Origin of the sequence: Clostridium sp. MSTE9, assembly GCF_000277625.1 — a bacterium.
GTDB classification, from domain to species: domain Bacteria; phylum Bacillota; class Clostridia; order Oscillospirales; family Acutalibacteraceae; genus Faecalispora; species Faecalispora jeddahensis.
This window is the reverse complement of record NZ_AKFU01000006.1, coordinates 1-21,109: the sequence shown is the minus strand read 5'-3', so window position 1 is coordinate 21,109 and position 21,109 is coordinate 1. Positions and strand designations below refer to the sequence as shown.

At 50.2% G+C, this 21,109-nt stretch carries 18 protein-coding genes, 1 tRNA gene and 1 riboswitch; of the genes, 12 read left to right on the top strand and 7 right to left on the bottom strand.

The genetic code is table 11. The annotated features are described in order from the left end of the window. The first annotated feature begins 124 nt into the window (after nucleotides 1–124). The 7 genes from HMPREF1141_RS01300 to HMPREF1141_RS01270 all read left to right on the top strand — a co-directional run bounded on the left by HMPREF1141_RS01300 (nucleotide 125) and on the right by HMPREF1141_RS01270 (nucleotide 6,454). Nucleotides 125–212: transfer RNA gene (locus tag HMPREF1141_RS01300), tRNA-Ser, on the top strand. 506 nt (nucleotides 213–718) lie between these two features. Then, nucleotides 719–778: riboswitch (Fluoride riboswitch) on the top strand. A gap of 245 nt (nucleotides 779–1,023) precedes the next feature. Then, on the top strand, nucleotides 1,024–1,638 hold the full coding sequence (locus HMPREF1141_RS01295; protein WP_009060216.1) for a cation-transporting P-type ATPase: 615 nt from the start codon (nucleotides 1,024–1,026) through the stop codon (nucleotides 1,636–1,638). An 11-nt stretch (nucleotides 1,639–1,649) separates the two neighbouring features. After that, nucleotides 1,650–2,708: an HAD family hydrolase gene (locus HMPREF1141_RS01290; RefSeq protein WP_009060141.1), complete on the top strand. Its 1,059-nt coding sequence runs from the start codon at nucleotides 1,650–1,652 to the stop codon at nucleotides 2,706–2,708. Nucleotides 2,709–2,771: 63 nt separating this feature from the next. Further along, nucleotides 2,772–4,046: a phosphopyruvate hydratase gene (gene eno / locus HMPREF1141_RS01285; protein WP_009060126.1), complete on the top strand. Its 1,275-nt coding sequence runs from the start codon at nucleotides 2,772–2,774 to the stop codon at nucleotides 4,044–4,046. A 268-nt stretch (nucleotides 4,047–4,314) separates the two neighbouring features. Next, the gene (locus HMPREF1141_RS01280; protein ID WP_009060194.1) at nucleotides 4,315–5,205 is read left to right on the top strand and encodes a YafY family protein; all 891 of its coding nucleotides are present in this window, start codon (nucleotides 4,315–4,317) and stop codon (nucleotides 5,203–5,205) included. Nucleotides 5,206–5,255: 50 nt separating this feature from the next. After that, nucleotides 5,256–5,690 (top strand): DUF3788 domain-containing protein, encoded by a 435-nt coding sequence (locus HMPREF1141_RS01275; protein ID WP_009060180.1) that lies wholly within the window; start codon nucleotides 5,256–5,258, stop codon nucleotides 5,688–5,690. 2 nt (nucleotides 5,691–5,692) lie between these two features. Further along, the gene (locus HMPREF1141_RS01270) at nucleotides 5,693–6,454 is read left to right on the top strand and encodes an N-acetyltransferase (RefSeq protein WP_009060128.1); all 762 of its coding nucleotides are present in this window, start codon (nucleotides 5,693–5,695) and stop codon (nucleotides 6,452–6,454) included. Between the two features lie 246 nt (nucleotides 6,455–6,700). Here the strand turns inward: HMPREF1141_RS01270 and HMPREF1141_RS01265 are convergent, their stop codons facing one another. From HMPREF1141_RS01265 to HMPREF1141_RS01245, 5 genes are all read right to left on the bottom strand, one after another. Continuing rightward, complete coding sequence (locus HMPREF1141_RS01265) at nucleotides 6,701–6,889, bottom strand: hypothetical protein (RefSeq protein ID WP_009060170.1); 189 nt, start codon at nucleotides 6,887–6,889, stop codon at nucleotides 6,701–6,703. A 22-nt stretch (nucleotides 6,890–6,911) separates the two neighbouring features. Then, nucleotides 6,912–7,544: a GyrI-like domain-containing protein gene (locus HMPREF1141_RS01260; protein ID WP_009060191.1), complete on the bottom strand. Its 633-nt coding sequence runs from the start codon at nucleotides 7,542–7,544 to the stop codon at nucleotides 6,912–6,914. Nucleotides 7,545–7,629: 85 nt separating this feature from the next. Beyond that, entirely contained in the window at nucleotides 7,630–8,466 is an 837-nt protein-coding gene (locus tag HMPREF1141_RS01255; RefSeq protein ID WP_009060137.1) for a prenyltransferase, read from the bottom strand. Between the two features lie 414 nt (nucleotides 8,467–8,880). After that, on the bottom strand, nucleotides 8,881–10,344 hold the full coding sequence (locus HMPREF1141_RS01250; protein ID WP_009060151.1) for a M20 family metallopeptidase: 1,464 nt from the start codon (nucleotides 10,342–10,344) through the stop codon (nucleotides 8,881–8,883). Nucleotides 10,345–10,374: 30 nt separating this feature from the next. After that, entirely contained in the window at nucleotides 10,375–11,787 is a 1,413-nt protein-coding gene (locus HMPREF1141_RS01245; RefSeq protein WP_009060144.1) for a membrane protein, read from the bottom strand. Between the two features lie 560 nt (nucleotides 11,788–12,347). Between HMPREF1141_RS01245 and HMPREF1141_RS01240 the strand changes: the two genes are divergently transcribed. Beyond that, on the top strand, nucleotides 12,348–13,670 hold the full coding sequence (locus HMPREF1141_RS01240) for a hypothetical protein (RefSeq protein ID WP_009060188.1): 1,323 nt from the start codon (nucleotides 12,348–12,350) through the stop codon (nucleotides 13,668–13,670). A 119-nt stretch (nucleotides 13,671–13,789) separates the two neighbouring features. Here HMPREF1141_RS01240 and HMPREF1141_RS01235 read toward each other — a convergent pair whose 3' ends face one another. Then, nucleotides 13,790–14,395: a TetR-like C-terminal domain-containing protein gene (locus HMPREF1141_RS01235; RefSeq protein WP_009060135.1), complete on the bottom strand. Its 606-nt coding sequence runs from the start codon at nucleotides 14,393–14,395 to the stop codon at nucleotides 13,790–13,792. Between the two features lie 259 nt (nucleotides 14,396–14,654). Here HMPREF1141_RS01235 and HMPREF1141_RS01230 point away from each other — a divergent pair, with 259 nt between their 5' ends. The 4 genes from HMPREF1141_RS01230 to HMPREF1141_RS01215 all read left to right on the top strand — a co-directional run bounded on the left by HMPREF1141_RS01230 (nucleotide 14,655) and on the right by HMPREF1141_RS01215 (nucleotide 20,255). After that, the gene (locus HMPREF1141_RS01230) at nucleotides 14,655–15,356 is read left to right on the top strand and encodes an ABC transporter ATP-binding protein (RefSeq protein WP_009060168.1); all 702 of its coding nucleotides are present in this window, start codon (nucleotides 14,655–14,657) and stop codon (nucleotides 15,354–15,356) included. Next, entirely contained in the window at nucleotides 15,350–17,662 is a 2,313-nt protein-coding gene (locus tag HMPREF1141_RS01225) for an ABC transporter permease (protein WP_009060207.1), read from the top strand. Before HMPREF1141_RS01230 ends, HMPREF1141_RS01225 begins: the two co-directional genes overlap by 7 nt. A gap of 22 nt (nucleotides 17,663–17,684) precedes the next feature. Further along, nucleotides 17,685–18,872 carry an efflux RND transporter periplasmic adaptor subunit gene (locus HMPREF1141_RS01220; RefSeq protein ID WP_009060149.1) on the top strand — a complete coding sequence of 396 codons (1,188 nt, stop codon included), beginning with the start codon at nucleotides 17,685–17,687 and terminating at the stop codon, nucleotides 18,870–18,872. Between the two features lie 177 nt (nucleotides 18,873–19,049). Beyond that, entirely contained in the window at nucleotides 19,050–20,255 is a 1,206-nt protein-coding gene (locus HMPREF1141_RS01215) for a TolC family protein (protein ID WP_009060162.1), read from the top strand. 248 nt (nucleotides 20,256–20,503) lie between these two features. Here the strand turns inward: HMPREF1141_RS01215 and tnpA are convergent, their stop codons facing one another. Further along, nucleotides 20,504–20,968, bottom strand: a complete 465-nt coding sequence (gene tnpA, locus HMPREF1141_RS01210; protein WP_035316352.1) for an IS200/IS605 family transposase — start codon at nucleotides 20,966–20,968, stop codon at nucleotides 20,504–20,506. Between the last annotated feature and the right edge of the window lie 141 nt (nucleotides 20,969–21,109).

The following is a 21,109-nucleotide window of genomic DNA, read 5'->3' as shown; positions in this document are numbered from 1 at the left end:
TGCCTCTGCTCGGAAAGCCTTGATATTACAGGGTTTTTCGGGGTTTCACAATTTCATTTTTTCTTCGTTCTCCCCATCCGTTCTCCCCATTTTCTGAGGTGAGTTGGATGTTGAGATAAATCTTGGAGAGTTGTCCGAGTGGTCGATGGTGCAGCACTCGAAATGCTGTGTCCCGCAAGGGACCTAGGGTTCGAATCCCTAACTCTCCGCCAAAGTAAAGGACTGGCAGATGCCGGTCCTTTTTTTCTGTGCGCCAGGGATTCGAACCCTGAAAAAGCAGCGAAAGAGTGACGAGGGAGGGAAACGGTGGAAAAATGGCTTTAGGCGGTCGGTTAAATTAGCTAATCATTTCAATAGAAGATCTACCATCATTTCTCTCAGCCAAACTGTTTATGGAATATCATAAGCTTTTTTGTCAGGATAATGTAACTGTCTTTTAAAATCTTTATTGCATTTTAGCCGTGATTGTATCGTAAGAGAACCAAGCTGGATTGAAGGAGCAGACCTGAGAGGAAAAGAATTCTTGCCCATAATTGGGGTACTTCGATCATTCCTGATTCTGTTTGATAAAAAGTAATCAGGAAATCTTGACAGTAAATTTAGAAGTGTTATACTGATGACACGATAGGGTTGCTTCCACTGCGAAAAACAAGAAAAATGTGATATGCTGCTCAACCCATTCAGCAATGTAGCGTAGAACAGAAGTACCGATCAATTGAATATTCAAAGTGATGAGGCTCACTTGAATTGCTGAAAAGCTGATGGCTTCTACCTTAAGGTAGAACCATCGGCTTTTTTATTTTTTTTTTTATGGAAACAAACAGGAGTGGAGATTTGATGAACATTATACAGGTGCTGATTTATGGAATTCCACAAGGGAATGACAGAATTTCTGCTGATTTCAAATGACGCGTACTTTTCGGCAAATACAGATTTCTTACAGAAGTGATTTGTGCGATTTGCAAAAAGGAAACCAATAACGATATAAGTAAGCGGCCACATAACGGAAGGGAAAGAGATGATATGAAGGGCAACCCTGTAACGATAATGAAAAATGGAAAATGGATCAATGTCGATGAAGACGATTTATGTCATGATGACATCGTGGCCGTTCAGGCCGGAGACATCGTTCCCGCCGATCTGCAGCTCATTGAAACAGCCGGATTAGAGGTCGATGAATTCGATTTGACCGGCGAGCTCTCTCCTGTTTTGAAAAAGGCGCAGGACAACACAATGCTCTACAGAGGCAGCAAAATCATAAAAGGTTCGGGCAGCGGTATTGTGGTTGCAACCGGAGAGCAAACAGAATATGGGCAGATTGCCAAACAATTGTGGGGGCAAAGTGAAACCTTTCAGATCCGCTTTTTTAAAAAGAAATACTTGATTCTGGTCATTTTGCTTCTGCCTGCGTTTGTTATTCAGGCAGCACGCGTGCCAAACCTGGCCGTCCTGACCGTGCTTTATCTGTTTTGGGCTGCTGTTATTGTTCTTTTGCAAAACGATGCGCTTTTCCGGCATTGGCTTATTTCTGATGAAATAGAGAAATGCGGGCGTTATCAAATCCAGATTCGAGACACGGCTTGTTTGAGTCACTCCATCATGTTGACGTTGTCTGCTTTGATAAAACAGGGGTTTTAACGACACGGCAAATGGATGTCAAAAACATCTACTGTGAAGGGGATCAGTCCATCGGCGCGGAGCGCTCCACCGGTGATAGGCTGCTGCATTTGATTGATATTGCATGTGCTTTATGCAATGACGTTCTGTTTCTTGAAAAGCTGGAACAGGCAAACGCAATTGACAAAGCATTGATTTCCTTTGCTGAGAAAAACGGTATGGATGTAAAGAACTTATTGCTGCAAAGCAAACGCATCTATGATAAACCGTTTGATTCTGAAAACCGATGGATGGCGTGCGGTTATAAACTGAAAGATTTAGGGGTGTGCTATTTTGCCAAAGGAGACCCGGATGTCATTCTCAATATGTGTGACACCCAATGGTTGCCGTCAGACGGAACAAGGGGCGCGGATTCTAATTTTCGGCTTCTGAATAACCGCATGATTCGTTCCATCAATCAATGGGGAAATACCTCGATCGCGCTCGCATATGCATCCGGCTCAGCCGATGTTCTTCCTCAAAAATATACTTTCCTCTGTCTGTTAGTGCTGGAAAATTCATTGGAGCATGGAACGATTGAAACCATCCGAAGAATCACTGACAAGGGAATCAGAAGCATCATGCTGACCGGTGACAGAGCCGAAACCGCCGTAAACATTGCAAGAGAATGTGGGATGACGGAAAATCCGGGCGATTACCTGACCGGAAATGCGATTGACAGAATGGCATTCGCAGAGATAGCGAGGCAATCCGATGGTTGCTCCGTATTTGCAAGATTGCTGCCTTCTCAAAAAGGGATTATTATCCGGCTGATTCAGCAGAAGGGCCATCACGTAGCCATGATCGGAGACGGCCCTAATGATGGAGTCGCATTGAAAGTTGCGGATGTCGGGATATCCTTTGCAAAGAACAGCTCCCCAATTGCGAGGAGGCTGTCTAAAATACTGATAAACGAATTACCCGATTTGCTGAGACTGATGGAAGAGGCCTGCAGGATCAAACGGACCAATCTGATTTTAAAATGGATTCGGATTCTGATGGTGATAATGATCCTGTTGGGCCTATACCTTCGGGCTGTCAGTTTGATATAAGCGAATATCTCTACATTACCACGCACCAAGGTGAAATACTAAATAGATAAAGGAGAGAGTAAAATGTCAAAAATCAATTCAGTAAAAGCAAGAGAGATATTGGATTCCCGCGGGAATCCGACGGTTGAGGTCGATATTGTGCTGGATAACGGCGTCACGGGGCGGGCAGCCGTGCCCTCCGGCGCCTCGACCGGCACAAGAGAAGCGGTGGAGCTTCGGGACAACGATAAAAGCCGCTTCCATGGGAAAGGGGTAAAAACGGTTGTTGAGAATGTAACGAAAATCATCGCACCGAAAATCGTCGGCGTTGATGTTCTGGAGCAGCGGAAAATAGACCAGCTGCTCATCGCGCTGGATGGAACGAAGAACAAATCAAGGCTTGGCGCAAATGCGATTTTGGGCGTTTCCATGGCGGCGGCGAGAGCAGCTTCCAACTTTCTGAACATTCCTTTGTTCAAGTATATCGGCGGCTCAAACGCGTATGAGCTTCCGGTTCCCATGATGAATATTTTAAACGGGGGAAAGCACGCAGACAATACGGTCGACGTTCAGGAATTTATGATTATGCCGATTGGCGCGGACAGCTTTGCGACCGCGTTGAGAATGTGCTCCGAAGTTTATCAGACTTTGAAAGTTGTGATAAAAGATCGGGGGATGAGCACCGCGGTGGGCGACGAAGGCGGCTTTGCCCCCAACCTTGCAACGAATGAAGATGCGCTGAAGCTGATCGTGGAGGCAATTGAAAAGACAGGCTACAGGCCCGGCGAAGATGTTTCGATCGCGTTGGACCCTGCTGCTTCTGAATTTTATATGGACGGCAAGTATGTATTCCAGGGGGAGAAGATAAGCCGCAGCAGTGAGGAGATGATTGCGCTTTATTCAGATTGGATCAATAAATACCCGATCGTTTCCCTCGAAGATGGATTGGCGGAGAACGACTGGGACGGCTGGGCAGCCTTAACGGCGAAGCTCGGCAATAAAGTGCAATTGGTGGGTGACGATATTTTTGTCACGAATCCGGAAATTTTACAAGAAGGCATCAGCAAACACATTGCCAATTCCATTTTAATTAAGCTGAATCAGATCGGCACGCTTTCGGAAACTCTCGATACCATCCAGATGGCGCATATGGCCGGGTATACGACCGTGGTATCCCATCGTTCCGGCGAGACGGAGGACACGACAATGGTCGATGTGGCTGTCGCGGTAAATGCCGGGCAAATCAAAAGCGGCGCTCCATGTAGAACCGAGAGGATCATGAAATATAATCAATTACTGCGGATTGAAGAGCTGCTGGGCGACAGCGCCCGATTCAACGGGATGGCGGTCAAAAGATAGGCATCGATAAAGGCTGGGAACCGGCGTGAGCCGGCTTCCAGCCTTTTCGTTTTTATATCAGCTTTGCTGCCTGCTTTGCAGAATAAGAACAGGGAGGAGTGTTCTTTTTTAAATTGATAGAGTGAAACTTGAGGGCATTGCGTGTTTGCCCGGGCAAAGAGCCTGTACACACAAGGGGCATAATGGCTGATACTTATTTTCCACAAAGACTTTACCAGCGCACGTTCCGCCGCTCTGTTTTTGTGGTATACTGCTGACAGGTGATGTTATGCAGATCGATCGACTTTTTCAAATTGTATACCTGCTGCTTGGCAGAAAAACCATGACGGCAAAAGAGCTTGCCGCACATTTTGAGGTTTCGGTACGAACCATTTTGCGGGATATCGATACCCTTTCATCGGCAAATATTCCGGTCTATACCATTCAGGGCAAGGGCGGCGGCATCTCGATCCTTGACGGCTATGTGCTCAATAAGGCTGCGCTGAACGAAGAGGAGCAGAAACAGATTCTGATCGCTCTGCAAAGTCTGGCTGCCACAGGCAACACGGATGCAAACCGTACACTCTCAAAGCTGAGCGCATTGTTTCAAAAGACCGATACGGATTGGCTTAAGGTGGATTTTTCCCGATGGGGGCAGGGCGCGCAGGACAATCGACGCTTTGAGCTGCTCAAAACGGCAATTCTGAGAAGACATGCCGTCTGCTTTGACTATGTGGGTTCCTACGGAAGCGAAAGCCGCCGAAAGGCATACCCGTTGAAGCTGGTCTTCAAGTCGAAAGCATGGTACCTGCAGGGCTATTGTCTGGAAAAACAGGCTTACCGCACCTTTAAAATCAACCGCATGCTGCATGTGCAGTTAACGGACGAGCGTTTTCCGGCGAGACAATACAGCCCGCCGTCCATTGAATCGACAGACGCTGCGTCTCTGTCTCTGATCGATTTAGAGCTGGAATTTTCGGCACAGGCGGCCCACCGCGTTTACGATGAATTTGACGAGGGCTGCATTGAACGCAATGCCGACGGCTCCTATCATGTTCTTGTCCGAATGCCGGAAGACGGCTGGCTCTACAGCTTTTTGCTTTCTCTGGGCAGGGATGTGAAGGTGCTTCATCCCGCGCGCGTTGCAGATTATCTGGAGGAAATACGAAACAAAACATGACGCACTGCTGTCATGTTATCTGATGTATTATAAATGCGGGAGGGATAAGGATGGAATGGGTAACACTTTACGGGCCGGACAGACGGCCAAGCGCCGCCGAAATCGCGGGGTATATCAACAGTCCCCTGTGGGACGAAATGAATCGCTTTCTGCAAGAAAATTATGACGTGCAGCCAAGCTTCAGTTACAGCAGTTGTTCCGCCCAGCCGGGCTGGAATGTGAAATATCAAAAAGCCGGGCGCTCCCTCTGTACCCTTTACCCGATGGCCGGGTACTTTATTGCGCTGGTCGTGATCGGCGCGAAAGAGGAGGCTGAAGCCGAGCTCACCATGCCACTGTGCGACAGGTATACGCAGGAGCTGTTTTCTAACACTGTCTTTAGTGCGGGCGGCAGGTGGCTGATGGTCGGTGTGACCAATGCGGCGATTTTAGAGGACGTAAAACACCTGATTCAAATCCGAAGAAAAATCAAAAAGAAGGTGTAGCGATGGAAAGCATCATTGCGATAACGGCAGACAATATCGATCGTGAACATATCTGCTGTGCTATCTCCGATAAAAAGGGCGATACCTGCGTATCCTCCAAAAAAGCGTGGATGAAAGATCGCTTTGCGGACGACCTTGTGTTCCGGAAGCTGGACGCGCGAGGCAAGGTGTTCATTGAGTACATTCCCGCAGAGAAGGCATGGTGTCCCATCGAGGCCCCGGGGTATATGCACATCAACTGCTTTTGGATTTCGGGGCAGTATAAGGGAAAAGGCTATGCCAACCGTCTGCTGGAGGAGTGCATTCAGGATGCCAAATCCAAGGGCTGCTGCGGTCTTACTGTTGCCGCCTCAGAGAAAAAGCGCCCGTTTCTGTCCGACCCGGATTACCTGAAATACAAAGGCTTTTCGGCAGTCGATACCGCAGCACCCTTTTTTGTGCTCTACTATCTGCCCTTTAGCGGGAATGCGCCGGTTCCAAGGTTCCAAGACTGCGCAAAGCGGGGCAAAATCGAGGAAAAGGATATGGTGCTGTACTACACCAACCAGTGTCCTCATACCGACAAATATGTGCCGGTTATCGTGAATCTTGCCAAGGAGCGCGGCGCAAAAATCAGCGTCCGCAAGATTGAGACGACCGGGCAGGCACAGTCCGCGCCCACGCCGTTTACTACCTACAGCTTTTTCTATGACGGTGAATTTGTGACCAATGAGATTTTAGGCCCGGCAAAATTTGAAAAGTTTCTGGATCAGCACGGGCTTTAATGTAGATAAAAACAAGGCCGCAGCGATATAAAATGCTGCGGCCCTGTTTTGTTGTACGTATCAGTTGAGATTCATAAACTGATTGCGTGAGAGCAAAGTCTCCGGAATCCGCTCGCAATCTTAGATTGCGCCAGCGGATGGGACTTGTTTTTTGTAGACAGAGATATAGCGAACATCATCTTCGCTTCTCTGGCCGCTGTCGATATACTGCGTGATATCGGGCGCACCGAATGGGCATCCTCAGCGTTATGGAATGCTCTCTAATTCTCTGGTGATCAGTGACGATGCGATGCGCAGCGCCTTGATCCTGCGTATGAGCAGCGTGTGCTGAGAAGTGCCTGGCTTTAATTTTGGCTGCACCTTTTCACATTTGCTGATTGTCGAAACGATCGCCCGGAGGGCTTCCTCCAGTTCTTCCTTGGTAAAATTCTCCACAAGCTTACTCCTTTCCGATGGCTTACACTTTTCGAACCGGATGCCGGATAACGGTTTTCAGTTTGGCGGCTTCCGTTTTGCGGGGATCGCTCAAATAAATCTCGTGATGATGCCGTTTATCGGTGATGTCAATGGCATACCCGTGTTCCTGCGCATAGGTTTCCATTTGACGGATGGTTGCCGGTTCATTGTCATAAGAACCCAGATGCATGCACTGCACGCACAGTCCTTCGTCATAAGGAAAAAATTCCACCTGGGAAAAGTCCATCTTCTTTTTTCTCGCCGCCTCTTCCAGTGCCCATTCAAAGTCGCTTTCCTTCACAAAATCCGGCAGCCGGATCAGAGAAATCCACTGGAAAAGATCTTTGCGGGAGTAGTCAACGCCGCGGATACCCTCCTGCCACCAAAGCCCTTCCAGCGGCGGTACAACATATTCAAAAAAGCCTTCGATGACATGCTCGCCCTTGCAGCTCATTTTGATTGTATACGCTATGCCGTAGAGCAGCTCCATGGCCCTTTTGTATTCCCCGTTTTCTTCATTGGGGTCGCCTTTGCCCCGAACCGCGAGAAAATTCATTTTCGGTATTTCCACAATACCGGGTTGTTTGGGTGGTAAATAAAATTCCTTGTACTCTTTTTTATAGTCGAATGCCATAAAGTTCACCTGCTTCCATTTGTAATATTTTCTCCTAGGAATCTGTTTTTAAAATAATGACCAATCTCTTTTGAGAAATTGGATTTCAGTTATTATCAAGGTTTGCCAGAATCTCTTGATAACGCATGGTTGCAAGCTCGCTGGGCTTGCCCTTTTGGCAGAAGGATAGCTTTGCCAGCTTGGGAACAACACGCTCAATTACAACCTCTGCGTTCACCAGCTTTGCCTGTAAGGCAGCCAATGCCTCCAGAAATCTTTTATCTTTTTTCGCGCGGTTGTAAAAGGACAGTACATAAACGTACTGGAACAAATTATAATCTCTGAACGGATATTCTACCTGCATGAACAATGTGCCGATTCCATAGTGGCAGGGGCCAATGGGCTTTTTGATCACCCAGTGCTCCAGCAAGAAATCGACCGCTCTGTCGAGAGCCGGTTCACGATTCAGAGCATCCGTGAACCGAAAGGCGTTCAAAACAGTGAGCGTAGGCCCGGGGTTGGAAGATTCCGTTTCGGGGCCGCGCCCAAAAGAAAACTTGTTGCACCGTAAGCCTCCATCATCGGACTGAATTTCTAAAAGATGGCGAAGCGTTTTTCGGATTCTTTCATCTTGCGCATACCCCATACGGCAAAGCAAATAGGCGGCATGAGCAGTGTGACACGGTAAGATACCGCCCTGGGGATACAGCTTGAAACGCCCGTCTTCCTGCCATGTGCTGAAAAACAGTTCCGCTACTTCTTCCAGTACCGCATCTGTTGGTTCCACCCCCAGCTCCATAAGCATGAGCGCGCTGTTATAGGCTGAAAACGGCGACCCCTTGAGCAAACGCTTGTCCGGGGTTGTCCAAAAATCGGCACCGTTGTCATGCCGATGCGATAATATTGCCTCAATATCCGATAAGTATTTCGCATGAACTGCCATTGTGTTCACCTCAAATCAATTTCACATAGAGAAATCTTTAGTATTTATTATTGTACCGAATCAATATGCGATTGTAAATAAAGAGCAGGGCGAAACATACTTTTCCCACAAAAATCATTTCGAGAGTCGTCGTATCCATCGCGCCTTACCTGAAATGCTTATGAGGATAATGGCTTCAGTAGTGCCAGTTAACTATAATATACTGCAAAATAGGTGGGAGGCCGATGCAAGCAATCCGATTGCTTTATCCGTGGAATTTTGCAGGTTTTTAAGATGAAGAAGCCATACTCCCATAACAAAATGCGCCGCGCTTCCGTTTTGGAGAGCGCTGCGCATTTTGTTTGGAGAATAGTTTATGTCACATGTTTGGCAGAATCGATAGAAAAGTAAGTGGGAAAAACAAAAGGAAGAGCGTCATACCAACAGACGGATCGGCTTTGGAACCACATCATTGGGAATCGCACAGTGGTAAGTCTGACCACCCAGCCGGTTTGTGAATTCCTGCTGCGCTTTTTCCACCAGCTCCGGTTTTTCCAGCAGATCCACAGCAGCTCCGGAAAGCGTCTTTGCCGCAAGAAGCATCCCCTTATGCCCGATCGAGGTCTTATCCTGAGACACCAGCTGCCAGGAATGCTCCGGTGTGCCCAGAGCGTAGCAGGCGGTTACGATCTGCGCTGTGGGTACATTCCAGCTGACGTCGCCTACATCGGACGACATGGTGAGACGCGAGCTTTGGCCCTCCTCGTGAAACGGCAGGATAATGTCGCACAAATCCTTCCCGTGCAGCTGCCTGGCGCACTGCTGAATTTCCTCGTCTGAAAGCGAACCCTTGAACCGGCTCAGGGAGGCCAGAGCACGATCCTCTGAGGGAGGTGTGGTTTTTGCGATTTCCTGCGCAAAACTCAGTTCCTCTGGAGTGTATTCCGGCAGCTTTTGCTGTTTGAGGTTCTCATACAATATGTTAGACAAAAAACGGTTGGGCACCACTTCGGCGCAGGCCTTGATAAAATCGATCTGCACGTCGGTTTCTGTCATCATTGACGCGCCCCGTGCGATCCGGTTAATCCTTTGGTAGATTTCCTCTACCTGAGAGGTTTTCGGCGCCCGGATTAAATACAGAACAGATGCGGAGGACTGAACCACATTGGGGGAGAATCCACCGGAATTGGTAATGGCGTAATGGATGCGGGCGTCTGAAATCACATGCTCCCGCAAGTAGTTTGCGCCCACGTCCATCAGCTCGACGGCATCCAGAGCACTGCGCCCCAAATACGGAGCCGCCGCCGCATGTGCAGCCTTGCCTTTAAAAGTGTACAACACCTGATAGTTGGCCAGGAATTCAATATCAAAGATGGCGTTGACCTCCATTGGGTGCCAGGCAAGGGCGACGTCAATACCCTGAAACACCCCTTCCCGTGCCATAAAGGCTTTTCCGGAGCCCCCTTCCTCGCCAGGGCAACCGAATAATTTGATGGTTCCGGGCAGATGATTGGCCTCCAGATATGCCTTTACCGCTAGAGCCGCGCCCACGGAGCCGCCCGCAAACAGGTTGTGTCCGCAGCCATGGCCGTTCCCGCTATGCACCAGTGGCTGCTGAACGACGCTGTGGGCCTTCTGGCTCAGACCGTTCAGCGCGTCGAATTCCGCCAGGATTCCGATGACCGGGCGGCCGCTGCCATAGGTGCCGCAGAACGCGGTTTTGATCTTCCCGATCGGCGCTTCCACCGTAAAATCGTGATTTCTCAAAACATCCTGAATCAGCGCGGCAGACTGGAATTCTTCGAATGCGGTTTCTGCGTATTCCCAAATCCGGTCAGATAGGTTCGTTAAAACCGGTTTCTTCTCTTCCAGATATTCGTACATTTGCTGTTTATCCATAGTAGTCTCCTTTTGGTTCTAAAAATGATATCACGCTCCCTCTGCGGCGTTATCCTTCCTTTCTGAGGATTTGTAAAGCCGGTCTGCGAAAATGAGCACGATAAAAGCAATGACAAGCAGAATAAACTGGAACAGCATATTCACTCCGAAGCCATAGCTCAGCATCATGTTTACGGTGATGGGCAGAAGAATAAAGGAAGAAACGGAACAGAACGAGAAACCGATCGAATAGTCGTTTAATACAGGGGATTTGAAATCGGGATCGCAGATTTTCAGCAGCATCAGGCCGGTCAGGAAAACGCCGCAGCTGGTTCCCAGCACCGTCATCGAACGCTCGAACCAATAATCCTTGAAGAAGACCTTGCTCAGGCCAATGCAAATTGCGTATGTAACGACATAACCGCCCACAATCAGCACGAGCAGGGGGACGATATACTGTAGAACTGCATGTACAGGCAGGCTGGCGATTGAGGCGACAATGGCGTAGTCGGAAAAAGCGCCGGAAATTCTGGATTTCGTCTGATCGTCTACCAAATTGCCAAGACCAAGCTTTTGGATAACGAAATTGACCCCGAACATGACGATGATCGCATAAGCCCAGATCGGAATCTGGCTCAGACCGGGAACTCCCTTCACCCAGCTCATCACAACATAGGCCAGACCGCACCCGGTCAGGATGATTGCCAAATGAAAAGACAACGACTCCACAGAGGAGCTGAAGGTGGTTTCTTTGCCTGTGCTTTTTTGCTTTTCCAGGTCTTTTTGAAAGCCCTTGGATAGGTCGATCGGAATGTCGCTGGGCTTGCTCAATATCGCGGTCTGCCCGCGGCGCGCTGCGATATTGATCGAGATAATGCCCAAAACCATACCGCCGACAATTCCAAAGGTCGCTGTGGTGGAGGTGAGTCCCTGCGCCACCTGCCAATAGGGAAGGCCCAGACCCTTATAGAAGCTGCCGATGACACCTGCTGTGCCGGGGCCCCCGGTGTAGCCCTGCGGAAGCTCATACCCAAAGGTAGGGTATAAGTTCAGCTGAGGCTGAATGGTATCAAAAATCTGTTTTACCCCGATTCCCAAAATCGTCTGAGCAAAGAGCGCTATCATCATGATGGCGAATATTTTCATCACGTTGGTAGTGGCCTTCGTGGCTCCTTTGCCCTTCTTGCCGAATTTCATTCCCAGGGGAACGCTCGCGACCACCGGCACAATCAAGATGCCGGGCATAGCTGCCCACGCGCTGATCCATTCGTCGGGGAAGGGAATGCCGCCGCCCTTCCAGATAATCGGGCCTACCAGCAGGCCGAGAAATCCGCCAATGACGGAAGCAGGCAAAAACAGCTTGCGAAAAGCGGGAATCACACCCCGCAGGAAAGTTCCGGCCAGCAGCAATACGCTTAAAACACAAAAACAGTACAGCAGTTGTGTCATGGTTTTCGAATCCATAAAAAGATCCTCCTTAACAAATGAAGTTGAGTCCCCAAGTTAACTCGTTCCGCGGGCTGCCTGCGGCGGCTACGGGGGAACTCTTTGATTCGTTCGCCTGCCGGGTGTGTGCGAATGCCGCTTTTCCGGATGTAAATTCCGGCATTCGTGAAACCGCGCTGCCGCATCAAGAATTGGGCCGCGATTTTCACCGCTTTTTTCAGACAATAGAAGCTCCTCCTCTCTGTTATATTTGATTCATAAAAAACAGGTTTGGGTTCGCTGAAAGGCAATTTTCTGAATCCGGGCGGTGTTTTTCGAAAGGCCCGGCTCTTTCCCTGCATAGAAAATCTGCCGCCGGGATTTTGTTTTTCCTTTGCGAAAGACGGTGCTTAATTATCGACATTTGTGTCTTTTAATTAAAGATTTAAATATTTGTGTCCTTTAAACAATGCAAATGTTACTATTTTTAATTGACTTAGTCAATGTATTTTGATAGTATAATCAATAGATTTGATTTTTGGTTTGATATAAGGACTTAAATTTCGGGTTCTAAGACGATTTTGGAGCGAAGGAAAGGGGTGCTTTTATTGATTACGGTCAGCATTATCAGCCCGCGGGTATCGATGGCGGCGATTGATGACGTTATTGAAAAACGGGATTTTGGATGTATCTTCCTCAAATATGTTTATGACCGGCAGGAAGATATTCAGGAAATCTATCAGCAGTGCAAGGATAAGTGCGACGCCATCTGTTTCAGCGGTGAAATCGGGTACCATTACGCCATTAATCACATCCATGATCTGACGATTCCCTGTACATTTGCGTTCTATAATGAAACGCATATCCTTTCTCTTTTGCTGAATTTTTTGATACAGCATCCAAACATTCCGCTCAACCGGGTCTATGTGGATTTTTTGACTCCCGGCAATCAATACATGAATCTTAGAAGGTATCTTCCGGCAGAGCAAATGCCTTATTGCTACGACCAGGTAGAGTATAACTATGCTAGAATGCTCCAGCAGCCAAAGGAACTTTATGAGCAGGGGAAGATCGATTACATTCTGACCCGATGTACCAATAACCTGAATGCCATCCGGGCGCTCGGGATTCCGTACCAGCATTTTCTGCCTACGGAGGAGATGATCTCGGATGCGATTCGTGACGCGATTAATCAGCAGAAGCTGTCTTTGGGGGAAGAGGCTTACCAGATCATCATTTTGATCAAGGTGATTTTACCGGAGGGGGCCACGGAGCACGACAAAGAGTATTACAATGTTACCCTGTATAAGCAGCTCGTGGATTTTCGACGCTGCAATGAATTCGATTTTTCCATTGAGTCGACCCTGGAGCGGTTTAAGCTTCACACGCAAAGAACGCTGGAGAGGGATAAGCTGCACCTGTCGAAAGACCTGGTCACTTATCTGATTCACAACAGCGCGTTCCATTTCCGGCTTGGGGTCGGGATCGGGGATTCGATGGATTCTGCCAGATATTCGGCGGAAGTTGCGCTGCATGAAGCGGTCAAGTTCGGAAAAAATGACGGCTTCCTGGTGGAGGACGGCGAAGACCCGATTCTGACAGGCCCCCTTTCTTCTCCCACAACTTTGAGCTACAGCTATTCCAATTACAGGGTTCAAAGTTATTCGCAGCAAAGCGGAATCGACGAACGGAACCTGCTGCGCATTATGGGGATTTTCGAGATGGATCCCGATTCCGTTATCACGTCCTCCAATTTGTCCAGCTGGCTGAATATCACGGTTCGCAGCTGTAACCGGATTCTTTCACAGCTTTTGGATTCCGGCCTGATCGAGGAGATCGATTCCGCCAAAAAGGAGGGCCGGGGCAGGCCGGTCCGTCAATACCGGTTTTGTACGGAAAACTGTCAAAAAACATTTTATTAAACAGAACGACAAAAGGCACGGCGATCGCCGTGCCTTTTGTCGCATATCTATGAGTAGTAATCAAGGGGGGTAAAAATGATCTGTTGGTCAGCGGGGAGAACGGCGGCTCGTACGGAGCTTCATAAGGTGTTTTTGTCCGTATTGCGCGGCATCGGCGCTTCCCCGATTTGGGCAGCCAGGGTGTAAATGATTTCGGCCATTTCTTTTGCCGACCGCTTGATGCCGTCCTTGAGCCAGTGCTGAATCAGGCCGATGCTCCCGTTCACAACAAAAATCAGGTAATCCTCTTTGCCGTACGGTTCCGTACCGGTTATCAGGGGCTTCGAGGAAGACAGGCCGCATTGCCGGTAGATGAGGGTGAATAGCTGCTTCTGAAAATCCAGATCCCCTTGTTCGCTGATTAAAATCTGAAGGTATCGATTGTTGTCGATGAAATCCTGGAAGATGCCCTCCAGAATTTTGATCATCTCGCTTCGCTCCGTCTGATGGATGAGACTATCCAGCGCTCCCTGCATCCAGGCAAGCGTTTCGTCCTCTATTTTATGCAGAAGATCATATTGATCCGCATAATGCGCGTAAAAGGTGGTGCGGTTGATGTCTGCGTTTTCACACAGCTCTTTGATCGTAATCTGCGAAATAGACTTTTCCTTCATCAGCTCAAACAGGCTGTCCTGCAGTGCCGTACGTGTATAGCGTGTTTTTCTGCTCTCTTTCATTTCCCGCATACAGGTTCCCCTTCCTTTCAATCCCAGCCATCATATCATCAATTTTTGTTTTAAAACCAACGTTTTCATGATGATGTGTTGTGAAAATGGCATCTTTAAAAACATCTGATGGTTGCAAAATAAACACAGTGTCATTATAATGAACTACATCGGAAAAGTCAAGAACTGCGCCAGGCGCAGGGTTCTCCCCGCTTTCGTTAGGGGAGGGAGCCAATATCATTTACTGTTGCATGGGGCACGGTATAAAGGAAGTGATCCAATGGAATTTATTACATTTGAGCAGGTGGAGCGGGAGTACCGCGTTGGGGATGCCGTAATCAAGGCGCTCAACGGCATCGATTTTCATTTTGGACGCGGCACGTTCAATGTGGTGCTGGGGCAGAGCGGCGCGGGGAAAACCACGCTGCTGAATCTTTTGGGCGGCATGGATTCGCCGACCGCCGGGAAGATCGTCGTCAACGGGCACGAAGTCTCTGGAATGTCTGAGCGCGAGCTGACCGACTACCGCCGCACACAGATCGGCTTTGTGTTTCAGTTTTACAATCTGGTACCGAATTTAACGGCGCTGGAAAACGTACAGCTTGCCGAAGAAATTTGCCCCGATCCCTTAAATGCCTGCGAAATGCTGCAGCGTGTCGGCCTGGGCGAGCGGATGAACAATTTCCCGAGCCAGATGTCCGGCGGTGAACAGCAGCGCGTATCGATCGCGCGTGCGCTTGCCAAAAACCCACAGATCGTTCTGTGCGACGAGCCGACCGGCGCTCTGGATTCTGAAACGGGCCGCAAGGTGCTGCGATTGATCCGAGACGTGGCGAACGATCTGGGCAAAACGGTCATCATCGTTACCCATAATGCACCGATCGCCGAAATGGCGCAGACAGTTCTACATATGCGCGACGGAGCGATCTCACAGATAGAGACCCACGAGCACCCCAAGGACGTGGAGGAGATCGAATGGTAAAGGGTGCGCTGTGGAAAAAAGCGTTTCAGGATATGCGAAAATCCAAGGCGCAGTTCATTTCGATTTTTGTCATGGCGGCGCTTGCCATCGGAATGCTGACGGGCCTGGACAGTCTGTACCGGACGGTCGATACCCATTCCAGCAATCTGTACAGTGCGACCAATCTTTCAGATTTGTGGGTCACTGTCTCGAATCCCTCCGAAAAAGACCTTTGGCGGATAGGACGGATCGCCGGGGTGGAGCAGGTGGAAAAACGCTTTTCCATCGACGCCGAAACAAATCTGCCCGGTGAACCGACTCTGCACGTCTACGCGCTGGAGAGCCGCAGCACGCTGGATCAGCCCGATTTGCAGGCGGGCTGGTTCGGCAAACGCAGCGGGGCTGTGCTGGATGCCACCTTTGCCAAAACGCATGGACTCGGGCTTGGCGATTCGGTTTCCGTCAAGCTGAACGGCAGGTGGCTGGAACTGCCGATTGAGGGTCTGGCGCTGAGCGGCGAGCAGATTTATTCGCTGAAGAATTCCACGACAATGACGCCCGACCCGAATACTTACGGATTTGTCGTGATCCGCGCGGACGCCCTCAGCGGTATTTACGGGCAGGCGGTGTTTAACCAGATCAGTGTCAAAACGGCTGCCAATGCGGATTTGAGTTCTGTTGTCCGGCAGGCGGACGAAGCGATCGGCGATCGGCTGATCGGGATTGTCGCGCGGGACGACAGCGTGAGCGCCAGCAATGTGATCTCACTGGCGCAGCAGTTCAAAACGCTTTCCAACGTGTTCCCGGCACTGTTTTTCCTCGTTGCCGCTTTGATCACGCAGAGCACGATGGTGCGTCTGGTGGAAAACCAGCGTTCTCAGATCGGCCTGCTCAAGGCCCTGGGGTACAGCAGGCGCACGATTCTGTGGCACTATACCTCCTACGGCGTTTTCGTTGGCCTGGCGGGAGCCGCCGCCGGGCTGCTGCTGGGGAAGGAGGGGTTTGCGCGGATTCTGCTGCCGCAGGTCAACCTGGTATTCCCCGATTATAAAATTTACGTGGACTGGGGACATTTTCTGGCGGCGTCCATCCTTCTGCTTTTGTGTACGGGCGGAATTTCGCTCTATTCCTGCCGCCGCCTGCTGGACGATACCCCCGCCGTTCTGCTGCGGGGCAAACCCTCAAAGTCGGGCAACCATATTTTTCTGGAACGCATGTCCGCCTTGTGGAACAAAATCAAATTCAGCAATAAATTGATTGCACGCAACACGCTGAAAAACAAATCCAGAATCATCATGAGCACCATCGGCGTGATGGGCTGCACCGGAGTCATTGTTGCGGCACTGTCGATCAACGACATGATTACCGGAATTTCCGGGCAGATTTATCAGGATACCTTCAGCTATGACCATAAGGTTCTGGTAGACACTTCCAAGACGGATTCCCGCTACTTGAGCAATCTGGTGCTGGACGGCGTGACACAGCAGGTTCAGGAAACCGCGGTAGAGGTGATTTGCCCGGACGGCCGGCAGAAAATGGAGCCGCTTACCATCACGCCCCGGGAAAGCCCGCTGATCCATCTGAAAACGGTGGACGGCGCCTCCGTTTCCATACCGGAAAACGGCATTCTGATGACCCGCAAGCTTTGTGAGACGCTCGGGGTACAGCCGGGGGACAGCATCCGGCTCAAGCGAAGCAATCAGGGGTATGTAACCGTGCCCGTCGTGCAGTCCGCTTACATGGCGTCCGGGCAGGGAATGTACATGACCGATACTTATTGGAAATCCCTGAACCAGGGATTTCAGCCGACGGCCCTGCTGATCAAATGGAACAGCGCGCCGGATGAGACCTTCCTATCCAGCGACACCGTGGAGGATTTCACGACAAGAGAAGAGCAGGAGGCCGGTTTTTCAGACAACACGCAGATCATGGCGCTGGCGATCTCGCTGCTGATCGCCATGGGAGCGGCTTTGGCGTTCGCTGTACTGTACAACTGCGGCATCCTGAATTATTCCGAACGGGTGCGCGATCTGGCGACCCTGCGGGTGCTCGGTTTTCATCAGGAAGAAATCCGCAACCTGGTGCTGCTGGAAAACTATTTTTCCGTTCTGTTCGGACTGATTTTCGGAGTGCCCACCGGCTGGCTGATTGCCCAGACGGTGGCAGTCGGGCTTGACAAGCAGATGGACCTGTCCGCCGGCATCTCGCCACAGGTGGTGCTGATCGCCGGTGCGGTAACGCTGTTGTTTGCGTGGATCACCAATCAGGCTGTCGCCAAAAAAATGAAGAATTTGGATATGCTGGAAGCGCTCAAAAGCGTTGAATGACGATATATGGAGGACTCCCCTTATGAAAGCATGGATTTTATCCCATAAAAAACCGGCGGCAGCGGGCGTATGCCTGATCGTAGTGCTCGCTGTCGTTCTGGGCATTTTGTTTTATCAGAAGAACTCCGCAGCCCCGCCGTCGGAAAATCCCGCTTCCTCCGCGCAGCAAAACGCGGAGATCGACGCGTGGGGCGAGGTGACATACAGCCGGATGGAGGACATCAGCATTGATTTCCCTTCGATTGTGACAAAGCTGGAGGTGCAGGAGGGGGACAGGGTCACGCAGGGGCAGCCCCTTGTAACGCTGGATCTTTCCGAATACAACGGAAATATGGAAAAGCTCAAACAGCAGCTTACCGTGAATCAGGCGGGGCTGCCCGCCGCAGAGCAGGACATTTCGGCCCTGCAGGCGGATATCGCTCAAACGCAAAGCCAGATTTCCCGCAAAACCAAGGAGTATAACAACGGAACGAGCGAAGATCTGGTTCAGCTGCAGAGTTCTTTCAAATTGGCGCAAACTCAGCTTGCATCTGCGAAAACGGATTTGCAGAACTATCAGAAGCTGTATGAGGCCGGAGCGATTTCCAAAGCAACTCTGAATCAATATAAGGATATTGCAGATCAGCGCCAAAAGGCTGTGGACGATATTCAGTCCAACCTGAACAAGACAAAGACCGCGCTGAAGGAGGAACTGGATCAGCTCAATGTATCGCTCAAATCCAAGCAGGCACAGCTTTCTCAGGCACAGGCGGGCAATACCGTGAACGTTGCCAAGCAGGAGGGCGGTGTTTCCGCGGCGCAGGTCGATCTGGACGCGATGACGGCAAAAACCGCAAAGCCCTACATCAAGGGCAGTCAGATCATCTCCAACATCAAAAATGGCATCGTGCGGAATATCGCGGTCAGCGAAGCGTCGTACCTTGGGGTACAGGGAGCGCCGACCAAGGTATTGCAGCTGATCGACGCGGATTCCATCACCATCAGCGCGGAAGTGGACGAAGAGTTTATCGGCAGCGTGCAGGTGGGCAAAACCGTGCGGATTGTGCCGACCAGCGCGCCGGGCACCTCGCTGACCGGCACCGTGACGCAAATCCCCGACCTTGCCGTGGAAAAGGACGGCCGGCGGGTCGTGCGGGTCATCGTCAAGCCAAACGACCCGGAGCGTCTGCTCAAGCCCGGCTACACGGCAGACGTTTACATTGAAAAATAAAGTTAGGCATCTTTTCCCCGTCTGCGGCGGGAAGAAGCTGTAAATATCACATAATGACATATCTTTCATTTTCTTGAAAAGTAACACGCTCAAAAACAGAAATGTTCTTCGCCTTTGGCGGTGAAGAATTCAGGGCTTATCAAACGAAATTGCAATCAAATCAGGGGAGGAATCCAGATGAAACTGCAAAAAATAACTGCGGGGCTTCTTTCGGTTCTGCTGCTGGGCAGTGCTTCGGTGGCGTTCGCGCAGACTGACGAGCCGCAAACGCTGCGGGTCACCTATGCGAATGTGGAATCGACCGTGCGCTCTTCCAATCAGACCATTCTGGCCAACCAGAAAACGCTGGACAGCCTGGAAAGCAACGACGAAGCGGAGAAAAAGCAGGATGAGATCGCCGCGGGCAGAAAGCAGCTGCAGGATCTGAGTGCCCAGCTGCAGACGACCTACCAGTCAGTCGCCGGTCTGCCGGGCCAGGAGGCAGTAGCCGCTTCGCTGCAGGGCAGCATCGCGTCGCTCAACGCCATCGTATCCATCCTGAAAGGGCAGGAGGAACAGCTGGAAATCAGCGACGATACGATTGAGCAGACAGAGCTGCAAATGGACGCCGCGGCAGATGAAATTGTTGTGGCGGCGCAGAAGCTTTACGTTACCTATCATTCGCTGGACGCCCAGCGCAAGCAGCTGAGCGGACAGAAAAAGCTGCTGGATGAAACGCTGAAAATCGCGCAGCTCAAAGCCGATCTGGGGTTGATGACGCAGGCGGAGCTACTCAGCGCAAAGCAGCAGTCGCTTACCTTGAACGACAGCATGACCGCGCTGCTCAACCAGATGCAGGCGGTGAAGAATCAGCTCCGCGTGCTGCTGGGCTATTCGGATTCCTACAGCCTTTCCATCTCCTCCATGCCCGAACCGGACGCGAATTTTTCTTCTACAATAAGCGAAACGGAAGACAGGCAGACGGCGCAGGACGAAAACTGGACCTTAAAGCAGAAAAAGCTGGCCAGAGATATCGCCAAAGACAATAAGGACTCCGATCTGGATTCAACGGTGGATGATTACCGTGCGGCGTCGCTGAATTACACCCTTGCCTTGAATACGTTTCAAAGCTCGTTCAGCCGGGTGTACGCGGATGTGGCGGAGAAACAGGGGAAGCTTTCTTCCGCACAGGCTGCCTATGATGCAAAAGCCAAGGCGCTCGAGAATGTAACGCTGCAAAATGCGGTGGGGGTGGCTTCGGATATTGATCTGAAAAGCGCGCAGACGGAGCTCAGCGGCGCACAGGCCGCGCTGGATCAGGCAAAGCTAACTCTGTTTTCTTCGCAGGAGCAGTACCGCTGGGCTCTGCGCGGGGTGATCAGCACAAGCGGTGCACAGAGCTGATCTAGTCAGTACCGTGTCAAAGCCCATGCCGTCCGCCAGAGGGTGGCAACAGTAGGATATCCGCAATAGATAGATGGTCAAATAAGCTTATACCATCAACCCTGTGTCCTTATGAGGCGAGAGTGTTTCTGCTCCAAGAATAATAGTTACCCCCCGGCAAAGCCGGGGGTTCTTCATATGCGGGCAAAGCCCTGTTTTTCTGGCGGCGCCTCAAGGCGCTGGTACGGTCTGCCACTTGCAAGGGTTTGTTACTTGCTACCCGTAAACGGGTCGACGTACTCTTTGAGCGTCATCTGATCTTCAATCTGGTCTTCTGCCAGCTGATTTTTGATATACTCGGCAATTGCTTTGTCATTCTTTCCTGCCGTGTCTACAAAATATCCTCTGCACCAGAATGTCCGGTTCCCATACTTGTATTTTAAATTTGCATGTCTCTCAAAGATCAACAGTGTGCTCTTTCCTTTGAGAAATCCCACGAATCCTGAAACACTTATCTTCGGTGGTATCTTTACCAGCATGTGGATATGATCCAGACACACCTCTGCTTGTATAATTTCTACTCCTTTCCAATTACACAACTCCCTCAATATTTTTCCTATTTCCACTCGCATATTTCCATATGCTACTTTCCTACGGTACTTGGGTGCAAATACGATATGGTATTTGCAATTCCAGCTCGTATGGTTTAAACTATCTATGTCGTTCGTCTTCATGCGAATGTCCTCCTTTTGATATGTCTTGCTGCAGTTGGCAGACCGCAGCTTCATTATATCAAAAGGAGTTTTTTTACTATACTCACCGCTAAAGCTTTTTTGAACTCCCCGGCATAGCCGGGGGTTTTCGTATTACAAAAA